Genomic DNA, 17,746 nt, shown 5'->3' on the forward strand with positions numbered 1-17,746 from the left:
GATTCTTGAAGAAAAAATCTGACAAAATATATCCGCAGAAGAAAAAACAATGCATAAATCCATGAAGGACCTCGACATTCTTACTGCATATACTATATTAAAAATATATGTGGATGATGAATATGCGCCTGAACGATTTTCAAGGAAAAGAAGTCATCAACGCCTGTGACGGTAAAAAATTAGGCTACATTGTAGATTTTGTCTTTGACGAAAAATGTGGACAGATCGAAGCAATCATTATTCCAAAGACATCAAAGTTCTGTAACTTCTTCTGTGACGGCTCCGAATATATCATTCCTTACAAATGCATTTGCAAAATCGGACCAGATGTCATACTGGTAGAAATGCATGAGAAAAAATAAGAAAAAATTAAGAAAAAGTCCGGGAAATGGGAGTAATAGTGGTTTGACTTCTCGTACGCCACAAGATATACTAATAAGGAAAGATTAGGAAAAGGAGCGCGAAAGAATATGAAATGTCCATATTGTGGAAATCCTGACACAAAAGTAATTGATTCCAGACCTGCAGAGGACGGAAGCTCCATTCGAAGAAGACGTGCCTGCGATATATGTGGGAAGCGTTTTACAACTTATGAAAAGATAGAGACAATCCCTCTTATAATTATAAAAAAAGATAACAACAGAGAACAGTACAGCCGTCAGAAGATTGAAAACGGAATTATCCGGGCATGCTATAAGCGTCCGGTGCCGACAGAGAAGATCCAGCAGGCGGTGAACAATATAGAGACAAAGGTATTCAGTCTGGAAGAAAAGGAAATTCCGAGCAGTGTGGTCGGCGAACTTGTCATGGACGAACTGAAAGATCTGGATGAAGTAGCATATGTAAGATTTGCATCTGTATACCGTGAATTTAAAGATGTGAATACTTTTATGGACGAGCTAAAGAAGATATTAGATAAGGAAGAAAAATGAGAACATACAAATTAACAATTTCTTATGATGGCACCCGCTATCAGGGGTGGCAGAGACAGGCGACGACAGATAATACAATTCAGCATATATTAGAGTGGAGCATTGGAAAACTGGTCGGATACAGAGTCCGTGTAGATGGCTCCGGGAGAACTGACGCAGGGGTTCACGCACGTGGACAGGTTGCAAGCGTACAGCTCTCCAAGCTTTACGATGTAAAGGAATTGAAGGATTCCATTAACAGATATTTACCGGAAGATATCCGGATCATGAAAGTGGAACTGATGAAAAATGGGTTCCATGCGAGAAAAAGTGCAAAAGGCAAGAAGTACGAATATTATATTGACTGCAGAGAAAAACCAGATGTATTTTCCAGAAGATATTGCTATCATTATCCACATAAGCTGGATATCGAAGCAATGCGCGAGGCAGCAGATTATATGATCGGACCGAAGAATTTTACAAGCTTTACGGATGACAGTGAGAATAAGGATCCAGTCCGCAGGGTTACCAACATTAAAATTGTAAGTAATGGAGAAAAGCTCCGTATTACTTATTATGGAACCGGGTTTATGTATCATATGGTCCGGATTATGACAGGCACACTTCTGGAGGTCGGAACAGGAGAGCGTGAAGCCTCTATGATTCCGGTCGTCATTGCAGCAGAAGACAGAAGCCTGGCAGGATTTCTGGCACCGGCAAGGGGTCTGTTTTTAAGAAAAGTGTATTACTAATGCCGTTACTGTCAATTTTGAAAATGGAAGAAAAAAATAGAAGACAAGAACACAGGAGACTAAAATGAAATTCATATCATGGAATGTAAATGGTATCCGTGCATGTGCCGGAAAAGGATTTATGGATTTTTTTCAGGAGACGGACGCAGACATTTTCTGCATTCAGGAGACGAAGATGCAGGAAGGACAGCTTGAACTGGACACACCGGGATATCATCAGTACTGGAATTATGCGAAGAAAAAAGGTTATTCGGGGACAGCAATATTTACCAAGCAGGAACCAATCAGCGTAAGCTACGGACTTGGAATCGAGGAGCACGACCAGGAAGGGCGTGTGATCACATTGGAGTTTGAAGATTTTTACTTTATTACCGTGTATACACCAAACTCCCAGAGCGAGCTTGCAAGACTGGATTATCGTATGAAATGGGAGGAAGATTTTCTTACATACTTGAAAAAGCTGGAAGAGACAAAGCCGGTTATTTTCTGCGGTGATTTGAATGTAGCGCATACAGAGATTGATCTGAAGAATCCAAAGACGAATCGGAAAAATGCCGGATTTACCGATGAAGAGCGTCAGAAATTCACAGAGCTTCTGAATGCCGGATTTGTAGATACATTCCGGTATTTTTATCCGGAGCAGACAGGTATCTACTCCTGGTGGTCTTACAGATTTAGTGCAAGAGCCAAGAATGCAGGTTGGAGAATTGACTATTTCTGTGTATCCGAGAGTCTGAAAGACAGACTGGAAGACGCGAAGATATTGACAGATATTATGGGATCAGATCATTGCCCGGTGGAATTGGATATAAAGTAACTTTAAATTTTAAAATGCGGTTTTGGGTTTTAACTCTCAAAATCGCATTTTCTCTTGAAATATAGGGAATTTGTGGGTATAATAATGTCATTAAAAAGAGGTTGAAAAATCCAATGGGGGAACAAGCTTATTGGTTTTTTGCACCTCTTTTTTCGATATCAGGAATAAAATTTCCAATATCAGATGCTTTCAGAAGAATGTTTAAAAGCATCTTTCCAATGGATTTCTAAGAAAAAAACAGGAAAAAATAACAGAAACAACACATGAAAAGAGAGGATGACAGACATGAAATTTAAAGAGATTAATCCATCACCACGCACACTTATGACACCGGGACCAGTTGAAGCAGATCCTCGCGTACTTCGCGCAATGGGCGCACACATTCTCGGACAGTTCGATCCGGAATTTACAGCACTTATGAATGAGACAATGGAGATGGAGCGCTATGTGTTCCAGACACAAAATAAAATGACATATCTTGTAGATACCACATCAAGAGGAGGTCTTGAGACAGTTCTGACAGGAGCAATCTGTCCGGGAGATAAAGTCTTGATTCCTGCATTCGGACGTTTTGGATATCTGCTTGCAGAGATTCTGGAGAGATGTGGAGCAGATATCACACTTCTTGAGAGAGAATGGGGAACTGTATTTGAGCCGGAAGAGATTGAAGAGGCATTAAAGAAAGACAGCTACAAAGCCGTTGCATTTATCCACGGTGAGACTTCTACATCTATGATGCAGCCATTGAAAGAGATTGGTGAAATCTGTGAGAAATATGGTGCACTTCTGATTGTAGATGCAGTTGCAACACTTGGTGGAGCAGAAGTACACGTTGACGACTGGAAGTTATCCGCATGTATCTCCGGTACACAGAAATGTATTTCAGCACCTTCAGGTTCTGCACTGATTACATACAATGAGCAGATTGAAGAGATTGTTAAGAAGAGAAAGAAAGTAGAGAAAGGAATCCGTACAGCAGATGATGTAAACGGTTCACTTGCAGGAATCCCAAGTAACTATCTGGATCTTGCACAGCTTGAGGATTACTGGAGCCCAAGACGTCTGAACCATCATACAGAGGCTACAAGTATGCAGTATGCAGTACATGAAGCACTCCGCTGTATCGTGGACGAGACTCTGGAAGTAAGATGGGCAAGACACAGCCTCAATGACAAGGCTCTGTGTGCTGGTCTGAATGCAATGGGTCTTAGCATTTTCGGAGATATCGAGCACAAGATGCCGGTTGTAACAGCAATCAATATTCCGGAAGGAGTAGACGGAAAGGTAATCCGTGGAACACTTCTCAACGAGTTCGGAATCGAAATTGCAACATCATTCGGACCACTGGACGGCAAGATTTTAAGAATTGGTAACATGGGATATTCAAGCCAGAAGAGAAATATCCTGATCCTTCTTGGTGCTCTTGAAGCAGTTATGCTTCAGAATAATGTTAAGATTGCTACAGGCGAAGGTGTGGCAGCAGCTATGGAAGTATACAAAAATGCTGAGAAATAAATAAAATTATCGAACATTTAGAACTAAGTGTAGAATATATGATTTACTCCGGAACATATACTGCTATAAAGGCAGATGTTCCGGAGTTTTTTATGAGAAAGTTAATAAAACTTGAGAAAATAAGTACCAATTGCAAGCGTATCCAAAAGAAATGGAATAAGAAATGGTTGACTCGTGGGATTTTTACTTGTGTGGTTGCAATAGCATTGATAGGTTCATACAGGTACATATCAGGAATTGTCAAGGTTTCGAGCAATGTCAATGGAAAAGAACTTCCGATTTATTGTGTCCAGACTGATGAAAAGAAGGTTGCGCTCTCATTTGATGCGGCATGGGGGAATGATGATACCCAGAGAATCCTGGACATTTTAAAGGAACATGATGTACATGTCACATTTTTCATGACTGGCGGGTGGGTCGAAAGTTATCCTGACGATGTGAAAGCAATCTATGAGGCAGGCCATGACCTTGGAAATCACAGTCAGAATCATAAGAATATGTCTCAGCTTTCCGATGAGGAGAAGACGCAAGAGTTAATGAGTGTTCATGAAAAAGTGAAGGAGTTGACAGGAGTCAAGATGCAGTTGTTTCGCCCACCATATGGAGATTATGATGACGCCGTAGTTTTAAATGCCAGGGAAAATGGATATTATCCGATTCAGTGGGACGTGGATAGTTTGGATTGGAAAGACTACGGGGTTGATAGTATTTTAAATACGGTGCTGAATCATAAGGCACTTGGAAATGGTTCGATTATTTTGTGCCACAATGGGGCGAAATATACGGCAGATGCTCTGGATGCATTGCTGGACGGATTGAAAGAAAAAGGTTATCAGGTAGTGCCGATATCGCAACTGATTTATAAAGAAAATTACCATATGGATGTGACCGGAAGACAAATTCCGGACGCGAAGTAGATACCCAGAAAAGCCCGTAAAATGGACGAAAAATCAGAACATACACATCAATTAAAGAACATATATAGAATAGTTTAATATTTGCTGTCTCTTTTAGTAGATTATAATTTTTCAAAAACCTATTGACCTTTCTTTGAATATAGAGTAATATTTATGTAGCGCAAAAACAGATTGCGCTCTATAATTTAAATTCTGTGAAGAGAAAGAGTAGAGATAAGAGATTTCCCTACAGAGAGCTGTCGGTGCTGAAAGACAGTGGGAGGCTTATTTTGAAAATCATCTCTGAGAAGGAAAGCTGAAAGAATCACATCAGGTAAGTTTTCACGGGGATTTCCCGTTATAGAAATCACGTATGATTGTACGTAGTGAATATCACTTGTTTTAGAAGAACAGGGTGGTTGCGGAACTGATAATATGTCCGTCCCTATTTCAGGGGCGGACTTTTTGTATATATGATGCCAGTGACACAAGCTTTGCACTAATAGAAGCATAGATGTAGAAGAGTTAAAGCGTGGAGTAATCTGTAGGCATCATACTTATACACAACAAGAGAAAGGAGAAGATGCATGAGTAATCACACAGAGATCAGATGGCATGGCCGTGGCGGTCAGGGTGCCAAGACAGCAGCATTACTGTTAGCTGATGTTGCATTTAAGACAGGAAAATACGTACAGGGATTTCCGGAGTATGGTCCGGAGCGTATGGGTGCGCCGATCACAGCGTACAACAGAATCAGCGATGAGGTGATCCGTGTACATTCTAACATTTATGATCCAGAGTTCGTTGTTGTTGTAGACGAGTCACTTCTTGAGACTGTAGATGTAACAGCAGGACTGAAAAAAGAGGGGGCGATCCTTGTAAATACAGCCCGCCCGAAAGAAGAGATTATTCCACATCTGAAAGGATACGAAGGAAAACTTTATACAATTGATGCACATAAAGTATCTATGGAAGCTATGGGAAGATATTTCCCGAATACACCGCTTCTTGCAGCAATCGTAAAAGTTGCAAATATCATGGACGAAGAGACATTTTTAAGAGAGATGCAGGCTTCTTTCAAACATAAATTCGCCAGCAAGCCAGAGGTTATTGATGGTAACATGAAGGCTCTTGAGATGGCACTGAAGGAGGTAAAATAATGGCTACAGATATCAGCAAATTAGGAGTTAAGACAAAATGGCAGGATCTGACTGAAGGAATGATCGTTGCCGGAGCAGGAACTTCAAAGGATTTCCACACCGGTGAGTGGACAAGTGTAAAGCCGGAATTTATTGAAGACAAATGTAAACAGTGCCTGTTATGTGTACCTGTCTGTCCGGACAGTTGTATCCCGGTTAAGGATATGAAAAGAGGCGCATTTGATTATGACCATTGCAAAGGATGCGGTATTTGTGTAAAAGCATGTCCGTTCGGTGCAATTACGATGGAAGGAGTGAAATAAGATGGCAGGAAAAAGAGATCGTTTATCAGGAAATGAAGCAATAGCAATCGCTTTAAGACAGATTAATCCGGACGTATTTCCGGCATTCCCAATTACACCATCTACGGAGATTCCACAGTATTTCGCTTCATTTGTAGCAAATGGACAGGTGGATACAGAATTTATCCCAGTCGAGAGTGAGCATAGTTCTATGTCAGCAGCAATCGGAGCATCCGCTGCAGGAGCACGAAGCCTTACAGCAACTTCTTCTTGTGGACTTGCTTATATGTGGGAGGAACTTTACATTGCAGCTTCTAACAGACTTCCGCTTGCACTTGCACTTGTAAACCGGGCACTGTCCGGTCCGATCAATATCAACTGTGATCATTCTGACAGTATGGGAGCAAGAGATGCAGGCTGGATCCAGATTTACGCAGAGAATAATCAGGAAGCTTATGACAACATGGTTCAGGCTTTCCGCATTTCCGAGCATAAAGATGTACGCCTTCCAATCATGATCTGTCAGGATGGATTTATCACAAGCCACGCCGTAGAGAACATTGAACTTCTGGAAGATGCAGACGTCAAGAATTTTGTTGGTGAGTATGAGCCGGAAGATTATCTTCTGAATCCAGAGTGCCCGATGGCAGTCGGCCCTTACTCTATCACAGATTATTATATGGAAGCAAAGCGTAATCAGGCAGAGGGAACAAGAAATGTCAGCCGTGTCGTAAAAGAAGTGGCTGAGGATTTTGAGAAGCTTTCCGGCAGAAAATACGGACTTTTCGAGGAGTATCGTATGGAAGATGCTGAACGTGCAGTTGTTATCATTGGTTCCGCAGCAGGAACAACAAAAGATGCAGTAGACAGACTTCGCGAGCAGGGAGAGAAAGTCGGACTGATTAAGATTCGTCTGTTCCGTCCATTCCCGGCTGATGAGATTGCAGAAGCATTGAAAAATGTCAAGGCAATCGCGATCATGGACCGTGCAGAGAGTTATACAAATCACGGTGGCCCACTTGGAGCAGATGTGATGTCTGCATTATTCCGTGCAAGAAGCCAGGCACTCGCAATTAACTATGTATATGGACTTGGTGGACGTGATGTGCGTGTCGAAGATATGGAAAATGTATACGAAACACTGAAACAGGTCATTGCAGATGGTGATGCCGGAGAAATGTATCGTTACATGGGAATCAGAGAATAAGGAGGCGCGAAGAAGATGAGTTATAATTTTAAAGAGACAATGAACAAACCAGAGCGTCTTGCTCCTGGACACAGAATGTGCGCCGGATGCGGCGGAACAATCGCAGTAAGAAACGTCCTTCGTGGTCTTCATGAAGGGGACAAAGCAGTCATCGGAAACGCAACAGGATGTCTGGAAGTTTCTACATTTACATATCCATACACAGCATGGGAAGACAGCTACATTCACAATGCATTTGAAAATGCAGGGGCAACACTCAGCGGTGTTGAAGGCGCTTACAAAGCGTTAAAGAGAAAAGGAAAATTACAGGATACAAACTACAAATTTATTACATTTGGTGGAGACGGCGGTACATACGATATCGGACTTCAGTCATTATCCGGGGCAATGGAGCGTAATCAGGATCTTGTATATGTGTGCTACGATAACGGAGCTTATATGAACACAGGTATCCAGCGTTCTTCTGCAACACCAATGTATGCAGATACAACAACAACACCAGTTGGAAGCGAGAGCAATGGTAAACCGCAGAACAGAAAAGATTTGGCATCTGTAATTGCGGCACACGATATTCCGTACGTTGCACAGACTACATTTGTACAGAACTTTAAAGATCTGCACATCAAATCCGAAAAAGCTATCTATACACCGGGTGCAGCATTTCTGAACATTATGGCACCATGCCCGCGTGGATGGAGATACAACACACCAGACATTATGGAAATCTGTAAACTTGGTGTAGAGACATGTTACTGGCCGCTGTTCGAGGTCGTAGAAGGAAAATGGATCCTGAACTATGAGCCAAAGAAGAAACTTCCAATCGAGGACTTCTTAAGACCACAGGGTAGATTCAAACATTTATTCAAGAAAGGCAATGAAGATCTTCTTGAGGCATTCCAGAAAGAAGTAGACAGAAGATGGGAAGACCTTCTGTTCAGATGTTCAAGATAAGAGACAGATTTATTTTGAATCTGTAAATAGTAAGAAATGAAAGATTCGGGTTAAGCTTGTAGAGATGCACAGAAGAATATGCTATGTATTGCATGATGTGCATCTCACAGCAAGAATATAGTAAGATTTATGAATTAGGGAAATGAGGTAAAGGCATGGGACTTGCAATACCAATCGAGACAAGTGCAAGGCACATTCATCTGTGCCGGGAAGATTTTGAAATATTATTCGGAGAAGGAAAAGAGCTGACATTTAAGTCAGAGCTCAGCCAGCCGGGACAGTTTGCCTGTGAAGAGCGCCTGGAGGTCCGCGGACCAAAAGGAGCATTCGAGAGGGTTGCAGTTCTTGGACCTTTCCGTGGGGAGACTCAGGTGGAAATCTCTATGACAGATTCCAGAAAACTGGGAATTCCAGGAATGATACGTCAGTCCGGAGACACTGCAGGGACACCTGGATGTACACTGGTGGGACCGTGTGGAAGCGTGGAATTAGACCACGGTGTGATTGTGGCAAAACGCCATATACACATGACACCGGTACAGGCATATCAGTTAAATGTAAAAGATAACGACTCTGTATTTGTCATTACACAGAGCTTTGAACGGGCACTGATATTCGCAGATGTCATCGTTCGCGTCAGTCCGCAGTTCGCACTTGCAATGCACGTAGATACAGACGAGGCAAATGCATTCGCAGGAACCGAGAACCCGACAGGAACACTGCTCAAGCTCTTCGGAGGAAAATCCGAAGAACTACAAAGATGGGCAGATGAGATTCAGAGTGGTATTCATCGGATATAAAATTATATAATACAGGCACAAGAATAGTCCTATAAGGCACGCTCGCGCTACCTTCCGCTGGTAGCGGTACGTAAGCGACCTCAATACGGTCGCTAAGTACCGACCGCTCCAGAGTACCTTTACGGACTATTCTTGTGCCTTATTTTATACTTTTAAGTCCTGGATTCGGGCAAGGAGGCACGCTCGCGCTACCCTCCGCTGGTAACAGTACATAAGCGACCAAAAGACGGTCGCTAAGTACCGACCGCTCTAGAGTACCTTGTAGTGGAGGATTTTTTGTTATATACAATATTCTATATCTTGGATTCAGTTGGGGAGGCACGCTTGCAACATTTTTGAAAATTAGCAATAGGATTGAAAATAAATTATCAATATGATATACTGTTGATAAATAAAAATGTGGGAAAATATAAAAACGGTTACTTACAAGGGAAGAAAAATATGGAAAAAACAAATGAAATCGTATTATTTGAAACGCAAGATAAAGACTATTGGTAAACATATTAATAATGTGTTGAAAGAAGAATTAGATAACCAAGTGGTTGTCGCAAAATTTACGACAGTTCAGAATGAAGGAACAACAATGCTGGTAAACAGCGAGTTTGTAGCACTTTTGAAGCAGGCTAATACTGACAGTTCCAAGAGGGCGGCGGTTATCGGTGTATCGGATGCACAGCTTCGCTTCGTAACTAAACAGTCAGTCCAGTAGAGGACTTTTTTGAAAATCAACACAGCTTTATCTGTTCACCAAAAGGACATAGTTTTAATCTGATAACCGTCTTTTTCCATTTCTTGTACTTTTTCATTTATTTTTTCTGTTACATTCTCAATAGTAATTTCTTCAATCAAAATAGTTTTATGCATTATTACATCTCCGCAACTTCAAATTTTGTTATTTAGATTTATCCTTGAAAAAGCCAATTAAAATTAAAGCAATACCAAGAATTGCTACTGGAATATACATAACATTAGGTATATGATAAACAAATCTATCAATTCCAGACATAACGATATAAATAATAATTCCCATACTGATTAAAATATTCTTATCTTTCATAATGTTCCATCCAAACTGGAAGTTATTAGTTATTAGGAAGCACTTCTCCGTTTTCATCTAAAAGATAAATTGCATAAATTGTTCCTAGTTGTATTGGATAACTTTCCATTATCTCGCCATTAAATACAACACGAATGTTATCGTCAACATTCAATTCAGGTACTTCACTATTTGATACTACGTCTGTTGTAACGGAAAACTCTTCATCAACAGAGATCCCACTGTTAAATGTTTCTACACATCTAACCTTAATATATCCCTTATTCACTTCCAAAACTTGTGCATTGAAATATACTTGTCCTTTTATAGTTCCATTTTCACATCCAAATAAAGCTATTATACAACTAAAAACTACTAAAACAGATAGCCACCTTTTCATACTCAATCCCCTTGAATTTCAATAATGTTGTCTTATACAAACTGAAATTTAGCCTTTTAAACCTTTCGCTTGCCTGTCCATATCTTCAATAACAATGTCGTAAATTTCTCCAAGCTGTGAACAGTATTCTAATACTTTCCATGGTTCATTTGTATGAAAATGAATTTTTATAAGTTCTTCATCTCCAACTGCTAACAAACAATCTCCGTTAAAATTGTTTGTGAAATATTCGCTAATTTTATCTTCGTCAAGGTTTTCGCCTTCTATTAAAAGTTGAGTATCATATTTAAATTCTAACATCTTATTATCCTCCCAATTCCGATTCTAATGTCTCTATTATACCATAATGATACTATTATGAAAAATGAGTTCACCCACGATGAGTGTGTCAATCAGACAAAGACACTCCTTTACATAGTTTCACCTTTCAAAAAATAAAAAAATCCTATTTGTCAATCAGAAAGGCAAGCCCAAAGTTGCGATTGATTATAACGCCTTATTTGTCCGTATGGTAAAGAAATACAACAAGCAACACAAGGACAATCCCTTGCCACATATCACATCGCATACGCTACGCCATACGTTCTGCACAAGGCTGGCAAGTAAGAACATGAACCCGAAAGATTTACAGTATATCATGGGGCATTCAAATGTCAGTATCACAATGAACTGGTATGCTCATGCGTCCATAGATACCGCAAAATCAGAGGTTCAGCGTCTAATCGCATAGAAGTATTTACCACGATTTTAACCACGCTTGATAGCGAAAATATAAGAAGATAAACCTAGATATGTGAGGTTTACCACAAAAGCAAAATGCCCGTAGAGCCGATAAAATAAGGCTTTGCGGACATTTAAGAAGATATAAAAAGATAGTCAAAAAGATATATATAATTTGATTTAAACAGTTTAAAACTGCAACAGGTTGGCGCAGAAATCAGTGAAAATCAAAAACTGCACCAAGCTGGTGCAGAAATAGAATTTCCTACAATCTTTGGATTTGTACCATGGAGACATCATGTGGAAATAGTAACAAAATGTAAAACAATAGAAGAAGCTTTATTCTATGTGAGAAAAACAATAGAAGAGAGTTGGAGCAGAAGTACACTTGTTGATTGTATTAAAGCTAATTTATATCAATCATCAGGTAATGCACTTACCAATTTTGCGGAAAAGCTTCCTGCTATACAAGGAAAACTCGCACAGGAAATCGTAAAAGATACTTATGATTTCGGCTTTGTGTCACTTCCTGTAGGATATGATGAGGAAGAGTTGGAAGATGCGTTAGAACAGAATATTACACGCTTCTTATTAGAGCTTGGATCAGGATTTGCCTTTATTGGAAGACAGAAAGAGATTATCGTTGCTGGTAAAACAAGAAAAATAGATATGCTTTTTTATCATATCAGAGGTTCAGTGGGCTTTTCAGGGAATAAAGACTCCTATGGGAGTTGCAACTTACGATAATATTCGTTTGCAAGAAATAAAATCTCAGCTGCCATCGGAGGAAGCAATTCAGAAACGATTAGAACAGGCAGAAGAAGAATATATCTTAAAACTAAAAGAAAAAAATAAATAATCCAGTTAGAGTTATCACATAATCCATTTGGACTAACCCGGGTGGTAAGAAAACAGGATGGAATAATTCTATGATTGCTAAGATTATACGCTGGCAACACTTACGATTATGATTGCAGAATCAAAACTAGATGAAATGGAAATGATGATTACAGTTATTATGAATTGTATGAAATAGATTACTTGCACCTGTGTCGGTTTGTGTGTATACTTGATTTAGAATATTTGTGCGTGAGTGCTAAGAACAGGAGGTAGCGGTATGCGTGATTTTTTAGATAAGGTGAAGGAAATTTTTGACCGTGAATGGTCAGGTGAAGAGAAAGTTCTGATTATGCTTTGTTGTGTTCTTTTAGGAGTGATTTATGGATTTTTAATTTCTCCAATTAAAAAAGGAATTTCTTTTGGTAATAACAATGGAAATAATTATAATGAATTTGCAGATGATTACTGGTTAGATGACGAAGAGTAGAATAAAAAGTAAGAAATATTGATGCCGGATCAGAGTGATATGTGTCTGAAAATTTGGACATATTTTATGAGGTAACTTAAACAAATGAGGATTTTCTGTGTTGGACAGGAGATCTTCATTTTTTATGCAGATATATATTTGCTCATAGGATTTAACTTTGCAATTGAGTTCTATTTGAAATATACACTATTAATCAATTGTCAGGATTGACAAAGCATCATTTTCTTTTTATAATCATAAACATGTGAGACAATGGCGTTTTCATCCTTGTATGAGAGCGCCCTTTTTTGCTATAAAAGTATTATCAATAGATAGCTTGGAGGCATGTTTACATGCATTACAGGCTATCTATTAGATAATCTGAGCTGCATGAACAAGAAGGGCGAAAGCCCGGATTGTGAATGTGGCAGCAGATGCGGGAGTGCAAAGCACGGAGCATCTGGATTTTATAGATTCAGATAGTAAAAAATAATACAAGCGGGAGGTTTCTTATGAACAATTACACACGCGAGGATATTTTGAGGATGGTTGAAGAGGAGGACGTTGGTTTCATTCGTCTTCAGTTTACAGATATGTATGGAACTTTGAAAAATGTAGCAATCACCAGCAGCCAGCTTGAGAAGGCGCTGGATAATGAGTGCATGTTCGATGGTTCTGCCATTGAAGGTTTTGCGAGAATGGAAGATTCGGATATGTATCTTCGCCCGGATCTGAATACATTTGAAATCTTTCCGTGGAGACCGCAGCAGGGGAAAGTAGCAAGGCTGCTCTGTGATGTACAGAAAGCGGACGGCAGTATGTTTGAAAGTGATCCAAGATATGTGTTAAAGAAAGTGATTGCCGAAGCAAAAGAGATGGGGTATACATTTGACGTGGGACCAGAGTGTGAGTTCTTCTTATTCCATACGGACGAAGACGGACTTCCGACTACATTTTCTCATGAGAAGGCAAGTTATTTTGATCTGGGACCGTTAGATTTAGGAGAAAATGCAAGGCGTGATATTGTTCTGACACTGGAGGATATGGGATTTGAAGTAGAAGAATCTCACCATGAATTTGCACCGGCACAGCATGAAGTGGATTTTAAATATGATGAGGCACTTTTAACTGCGGATAATATTATGACATTTAAACTAGTCGTAAAGACTATTGCCAAGCGTCACGGGCTTCATGCTACATTTATGCCGAAACCGAAGTACAATGAAAATGGCTCTGGTATGCATATGAATATGTCCCTTCATAATGAAGCGGGGGAAAATGTATTCAATGACAAGAATGACCCGAATGGTATGAGTAAAGAGGCATACTATTTTATTGGCGGTTTGATGAAGCACATTAAAGCCATGACATTTATCACGAATCCTATTGTAAATTCTTATAAACGGTTTGTGCCGGGATTTGAGGCACCGGTGCATATCGCATGGTCCAGAAAGAATCGGACGCCACTTATCCGAATTCCGGCAGAACGTGGGGGGAACGTCAGAATCGAACTTCGTAGTCCGGATACTGCAGCAAACCCTTATCTGGCACTGGCAGTATGTCTTTCAGCAGGACTGGACGGTATCCGTAGTAAGATCATGCCACCGGACAGCATCGACCGCAACTTATTTGAGATGAGCGAGGAAGAACTCAAAGAGGCAGGAGTAGAAAAGCTTCCAATGAATCTGATGGAAGCGTGTCAGGAATTTGAAAAAGACGAGTATATTAAAAATGTGCTTGGAAATGATCTGGTGCAGAAGTATACACAAGCTAAGAAAAAGGAATACGAGGAATATGTAACCCAGGTCACAGAATGGGAGCTTAATAAATATTTACATCGAATCTAAGCCTGCTGTTGTGTGAAATATTTCTTATCAAGGAGAAGAAAAGATTCAGGAAGCTGCTAAAAGCGGACAGAAGGTCGGTTTTATCAGCGATACACAGCAGGAGGTGGCAAATTGGTAGGTATTATAGTTGTATTTCCGAACAAGGATAATGCGACCAATATCCGAAATCTGTTAGTGCGTGCAGGGCTTAATGTTACTGGAGTGTGCACGACAGGAGCGCAGGCGATGAACTACGCAGATTCTGTTGATGAAGGAATTATCGTGTGTGGATACAAACTAAAAGATATGATGTATTCAGAATTAAGAGAATATTTGCCGGATCGCTTTGAGATGCTTTTGATTGCGTCACAAGGGAAATGGGAAGAAGGGCTGGCAAGTGGTGTCATGGGACTGACTATGCCGATCAAAGCGTATGATCTTATGAATACCCTTCAGATGATGCTTCAAAATATGGACCGGCGGCGCAGAAAACGTAAGAAAACGATTAAGAGCAGGACTCCTGAACAGGAAGCATTGATCCGAAAAGCAAAAGAATTGCTGATGGCGCGAAATAATATGACAGAAGAAGAGGCACACCGGTATCTTCAGAAGAACAGTATGGACAGCGGAACGAATATCGTAGAGACAGCGGAGATGGTACTTAGCATTATGAATGAATAAAGATGGGAGAAATAATAAAAATGAAATTCACAAAAATGCAAGGTCTGGGGAACGATTACGTTTATGTAAATTGTTTCAAAGAAAAAATCGACAATCCACCTGAGGTGGCAAAGATTGTCAGTAACAGACATTTCGGAATCGGGTCAGACGGTCTGATCATGATCAATCCGTCTAAGGTGGCTGATTTTGAAATGGAGATGTATAATGCAGATGGTTCCAGAGGAGAAATGTGTGGAAATGGAATCCGTTGTGTCGCAAAGTATGTCTATGATTACGGACTGACTGATAAGACACACATTTCCGTGGAGACACTTGGAGGAATTAAATATCTGGATCTGACGGTGAAAGATGGAAAAGTTGCACTGGTACGTGTTGATATGGGAGAACCGGAGCTTGACCCGGAGAAAATTCCGATTATAATGAAAGGGTATTCCGATGAAACTGATAGGGTATTAAATGCTCAGATTAAAGTAGACGGGAAAGAGTATCATATGACTGGTGTATCAATGGGAAACCCTCACGATGTTGTCTATATTGATAATGTACAGGGACTTGACATTGAAAAAATCGGACCGAAGTTCGAGAACCATGAGAGATTTCCACAGCGGATTAATACAGAATTCGCAAGAGTTATCGACAGAAAGACCGTGGAAATGCGTGTGTGGGAGAGAGGATCCGGCGAGACACTTGCATGTGGAACTGGAGCATGTGCTGTAGCAGTCGCGAGCATTTTAAACGGATATACAGAGCGAGAAGTAGAAATCCGTCTTCTGGGAGGAAATCTTCAGATTGAATGGAATGAAGAAGATAATCATGTCTATATGACAGGTCCGGCGACCGTTGTATTTGACGGGGAGATAGAACTGTAAGAAGATATCACATAATGAATAAATAAAGGAGACTAGAAAGATGTTTAAAGTAAACGAAAATTATCTGAAATTACCAGGAAGTTACCTTTTTTCAACGATTGGAAAGAAAGTATCAGCATATCAGGCAGCTAATCCAGACAAGCAGATCATCCGTCTTGGAATCGGTGATGTAACACAGCCACTTGCACCAGCAATCATCGAGGCAATGCACAAGGCTGTTGATGAGATGGGCCATGCCGAGACATTTCACGGATATGCACCAGATCTTGGATACGAATTTTTAAGAAGCGCCATGGCAAAGAACGATTATCAAGATAAAGGCTGCGACATTCAGGCAGACGAAATCTTTATTTCTGATGGTGCAAAATGTGATTCAGGAAATATTCAGGAAATTTTTGCGGCAGACAGTAAGATTGCAGTGTGTGACCCGGTTTACCCTGTGTACGTTGATACAAATGTAATGGCAGGACGTACCGGAACTTACGATGCAAAGACAGAGACATGGAGCAATGTGATCTACATGCCTTGTACAAAAGAGACAAATTTTGCACCTGCGCTTCCAGAAGAGACACCAGATATCATCTATTTGTGTTTCCCAAACAATCCGACAGGGTCAACAATCACAAAAGCACAGCTTCAGGAGTGGGTAGATTACGCTAATAGAGTCGGAGCAGTCATCATCTACGACTCTGCATATGAAGCATATATCTCCGAGTCAGACGTACCACACACCATTTACGAGTGCGAAGGAGCAAGAACATGCGCAATAGAGCTTCGAAGCTTCTCTAAGAATGCAGGATTTACAGGAGTACGTCTTGGAGCAACCGTTATTCCAAAAGATCTGAAATCTGGTGATGTTATGCTTCATTCCCTGTGGGCAAGACGTCATGGAACAAAATACAACGGAGCACCTTACATCGTACAACGTGCAGGAGAAGCAGTATATAGTGAAGCAGGAAAGGCTCAGTTAAAAGATCAGGTCGCTTATTACATGAACAATGCAAAGACCATCAAACAAGGACTGAAAGACGCAGGATACAACGTATCCGGCGGCGTGAATGCACCATATATCTGGTTAGAAGTACCAAAAGGAATGACATCCTGGGATTTCTTCGATTATCTGCTTGAAAAAGCAAACGTAGTCGGAACACCAGGTTCAGGATTCGGACCAAGCGGAGAAGGATATTTCCGCCTGACAGCATTCGGAACACACGAAAACACAGTAGCAGCAATCAAAAGAATCAAAGAAATGTAAATTGTAGTAAAATTGTAGATGGGGACGGTAGCATTTTGTTAAAATGCTACCGTCCCCATCAGCGAAAAAATGTCTGGTGAAAAAGGGAAAATGCAAAAAATCTATTGACATTCTCTTGAATATGTGTATAATTAATATTCGCTGGACAAATAAAACAGCAGAGTAAGTCACACTAATGCGGATTGGTGTAATGGCAGCACAGCAGACTCTGACTCTGTTAGTAGAGGTTCGAGTCCTCTATCCGTAGTTATTGATGCTGAGTATTTCGTAAGAGATACTCAGCATTTTGCGTATACGGGCGCTGCGTTCGGGACGGAGAGTGTGAAAGAGTAAATATTGACACTTTTTACTTTCACACAATAG

Annotated in this window: 22 protein-coding genes, 1 tRNA gene, 1 pseudogene and 1 other annotated feature; of the genes and pseudogenes, 21 read left to right on the forward strand and 3 right to left on the reverse strand. The window is 40.4% G+C overall.

Features of this window, described 5'->3' with window-relative positions; translation table 11 throughout:
- Positions 1 to 122 precede the first annotated feature (122 nt).
- The 12 genes from NQ560_RS04025 to NQ560_RS04080 all read left to right on the forward strand — a co-directional run bounded on the left by NQ560_RS04025 (position 123) and on the right by NQ560_RS04080 (position 9,999).
- A complete protein-coding gene (locus NQ560_RS04025; protein WP_022278453.1) occupies positions 123 to 362 on the forward strand; it encodes a YlmC/YmxH family sporulation protein in 240 nt (79 codons plus the stop codon).
- Between the two features lie 108 nt (positions 363 to 470).
- Positions 471 to 932 (forward strand): transcriptional regulator NrdR, encoded by a 462-nt coding sequence (gene nrdR, locus NQ560_RS04030; protein WP_005330544.1) that lies wholly within the window; start codon positions 471 to 473, stop codon positions 930 to 932.
- Positions 929 to 1,663 (forward strand): tRNA pseudouridine(38-40) synthase TruA, encoded by a 735-nt coding sequence (truA, locus tag NQ560_RS04035; protein WP_005330545.1) that lies wholly within the window; start codon positions 929 to 931, stop codon positions 1,661 to 1,663. Before nrdR ends, truA begins: the two co-directional genes overlap by 4 nt.
- 64 nt (positions 1,664 to 1,727) lie before the next feature.
- Complete coding sequence (locus tag NQ560_RS04040; protein ID WP_005330547.1) at positions 1,728 to 2,480, forward strand: exodeoxyribonuclease III; 753 nt, start codon at positions 1,728 to 1,730, stop codon at positions 2,478 to 2,480.
- Between the two features lie 285 nt (positions 2,481 to 2,765).
- Positions 2,766 to 3,995 carry a pyridoxal-phosphate-dependent aminotransferase family protein gene (locus NQ560_RS04045; protein ID WP_040015238.1) on the forward strand — a complete coding sequence of 410 codons (1,230 nt, stop codon included), beginning with the start codon at positions 2,766 to 2,768 and terminating at the stop codon, positions 3,993 to 3,995.
- A 38-nt stretch (positions 3,996 to 4,033) separates the two neighbouring features.
- On the forward strand, positions 4,034 to 4,912 hold the full coding sequence (locus NQ560_RS04050; RefSeq protein WP_005330551.1) for a polysaccharide deacetylase family protein: 879 nt from the start codon (positions 4,034 to 4,036) through the stop codon (positions 4,910 to 4,912).
- A gap of 185 nt (positions 4,913 to 5,097) precedes the next feature.
- Positions 5,098 to 5,341 (forward strand) — a binding site (T-box leader).
- 137 nt (positions 5,342 to 5,478) lie between these two features.
- The gene (locus NQ560_RS04055; protein WP_005330552.1) at positions 5,479 to 6,051 is read left to right on the forward strand and encodes a 2-oxoacid:acceptor oxidoreductase family protein; all 573 of its coding nucleotides are present in this window, start codon (positions 5,479 to 5,481) and stop codon (positions 6,049 to 6,051) included.
- Complete coding sequence (locus tag NQ560_RS04060) at positions 6,051 to 6,353, forward strand: 4Fe-4S binding protein (RefSeq protein WP_005330565.1); 303 nt, start codon at positions 6,051 to 6,053, stop codon at positions 6,351 to 6,353. Before NQ560_RS04055 ends, NQ560_RS04060 begins: the two co-directional genes overlap by 1 nt.
- 1 nt (position 6,354) lies before the next feature.
- Positions 6,355 to 7,539: a 2-ketoisovalerate ferredoxin oxidoreductase subunit alpha gene (gene porA / locus NQ560_RS04065; protein ID WP_005330570.1), complete on the forward strand. Its 1,185-nt coding sequence runs from the start codon at positions 6,355 to 6,357 to the stop codon at positions 7,537 to 7,539.
- Positions 7,540 to 7,554: 15 nt separating this feature from the next.
- The gene (locus NQ560_RS04070; protein WP_005330572.1) at positions 7,555 to 8,490 is read left to right on the forward strand and encodes a thiamine pyrophosphate-dependent enzyme; all 936 of its coding nucleotides are present in this window, start codon (positions 7,555 to 7,557) and stop codon (positions 8,488 to 8,490) included.
- A 155-nt stretch (positions 8,491 to 8,645) separates the two neighbouring features.
- Positions 8,646 to 9,290 (forward strand): phosphate propanoyltransferase, encoded by a 645-nt coding sequence (gene pduL / locus NQ560_RS04075; protein WP_005330573.1) that lies wholly within the window; start codon positions 8,646 to 8,648, stop codon positions 9,288 to 9,290.
- Between the two features lie 454 nt (positions 9,291 to 9,744).
- Positions 9,745 to 9,999, forward strand: coding sequence for a hypothetical protein (locus tag NQ560_RS04080; protein WP_119196182.1), 255 nt, complete (start codon positions 9,745 to 9,747; stop codon positions 9,997 to 9,999).
- Positions 10,000 to 10,182: 183 nt separating this feature from the next.
- Here the strand turns inward: NQ560_RS04080 and NQ560_RS04085 are convergent, their stop codons facing one another.
- Genes NQ560_RS04085 through NQ560_RS04095 form a run of 3 tightly spaced genes read right to left on the reverse strand, consistent with a single transcriptional unit; the run spans position 10,183 to position 11,026 of the window.
- On the reverse strand, positions 10,183 to 10,347 hold the full coding sequence (locus NQ560_RS04085) for a hypothetical protein (RefSeq protein WP_167532490.1): 165 nt from the start codon (positions 10,345 to 10,347) through the stop codon (positions 10,183 to 10,185).
- A 25-nt stretch (positions 10,348 to 10,372) separates the two neighbouring features.
- Entirely contained in the window at positions 10,373 to 10,726 is a 354-nt protein-coding gene (locus NQ560_RS04090) for a hypothetical protein (protein ID WP_005330579.1), read from the reverse strand.
- A gap of 48 nt (positions 10,727 to 10,774) precedes the next feature.
- The gene (locus tag NQ560_RS04095) at positions 10,775 to 11,026 is read right to left on the reverse strand and encodes a hypothetical protein (protein WP_005330582.1); all 252 of its coding nucleotides are present in this window, start codon (positions 11,024 to 11,026) and stop codon (positions 10,775 to 10,777) included.
- A gap of 142 nt (positions 11,027 to 11,168) precedes the next feature.
- Between NQ560_RS04095 and NQ560_RS04100 the strand changes: the two are divergent.
- The 9 genes and pseudogenes from NQ560_RS04100 to NQ560_RS04140 all read left to right on the forward strand — a co-directional run.
- Positions 11,169 to 11,456: pseudogene (locus NQ560_RS04100) on the forward strand (tyrosine-type recombinase/integrase); the annotation flags it as partial.
- A 290-nt stretch (positions 11,457 to 11,746) separates the two neighbouring features.
- Positions 11,747 to 12,193 (forward strand): PDDEXK nuclease domain-containing protein, encoded by a 447-nt coding sequence (locus tag NQ560_RS04105; protein WP_005330584.1) that lies wholly within the window; start codon positions 11,747 to 11,749, stop codon positions 12,191 to 12,193.
- The gene (locus NQ560_RS04110) at positions 12,171 to 12,305 is read left to right on the forward strand and encodes a hypothetical protein (RefSeq protein ID WP_005330585.1); all 135 of its coding nucleotides are present in this window, start codon (positions 12,171 to 12,173) and stop codon (positions 12,303 to 12,305) included. The genes NQ560_RS04105 and NQ560_RS04110 overlap by 23 nt, the downstream gene beginning before the upstream one ends.
- A gap of 258 nt (positions 12,306 to 12,563) precedes the next feature.
- The gene (locus tag NQ560_RS04115) at positions 12,564 to 12,773 is read left to right on the forward strand and encodes a hypothetical protein (protein WP_005330586.1); all 210 of its coding nucleotides are present in this window, start codon (positions 12,564 to 12,566) and stop codon (positions 12,771 to 12,773) included.
- 491 nt (positions 12,774 to 13,264) lie between these two features.
- Complete coding sequence (locus tag NQ560_RS04120; RefSeq protein WP_005330589.1) at positions 13,265 to 14,599, forward strand: glutamine synthetase family protein; 1,335 nt, start codon at positions 13,265 to 13,267, stop codon at positions 14,597 to 14,599.
- Between the two features lie 111 nt (positions 14,600 to 14,710).
- Positions 14,711 to 15,259, forward strand: a complete 549-nt coding sequence (locus tag NQ560_RS04125; RefSeq protein WP_005330590.1) for an ANTAR domain-containing response regulator — start codon at positions 14,711 to 14,713, stop codon at positions 15,257 to 15,259.
- Positions 15,260 to 15,279: 20 nt separating this feature from the next.
- A complete protein-coding gene (dapF, locus tag NQ560_RS04130) occupies positions 15,280 to 16,128 on the forward strand; it encodes a diaminopimelate epimerase (RefSeq protein ID WP_040015239.1) in 849 nt (282 codons plus the stop codon).
- A 40-nt stretch (positions 16,129 to 16,168) separates the two neighbouring features.
- Positions 16,169 to 17,383: an LL-diaminopimelate aminotransferase gene (locus NQ560_RS04135; RefSeq protein ID WP_005330592.1), complete on the forward strand. Its 1,215-nt coding sequence runs from the start codon at positions 16,169 to 16,171 to the stop codon at positions 17,381 to 17,383.
- Between the two features lie 176 nt (positions 17,384 to 17,559).
- Positions 17,560 to 17,630: transfer RNA gene (locus tag NQ560_RS04140), tRNA-Gln, on the forward strand.
- The last annotated feature ends 116 nt before the right edge of the window (positions 17,631 to 17,746 follow it).

Origin of the sequence: Dorea formicigenerans (genome assembly GCF_025150245.1) — a bacterium.
Taxonomy (GTDB): domain Bacteria; phylum Bacillota; class Clostridia; order Lachnospirales; family Lachnospiraceae; genus Dorea; species Dorea formicigenerans.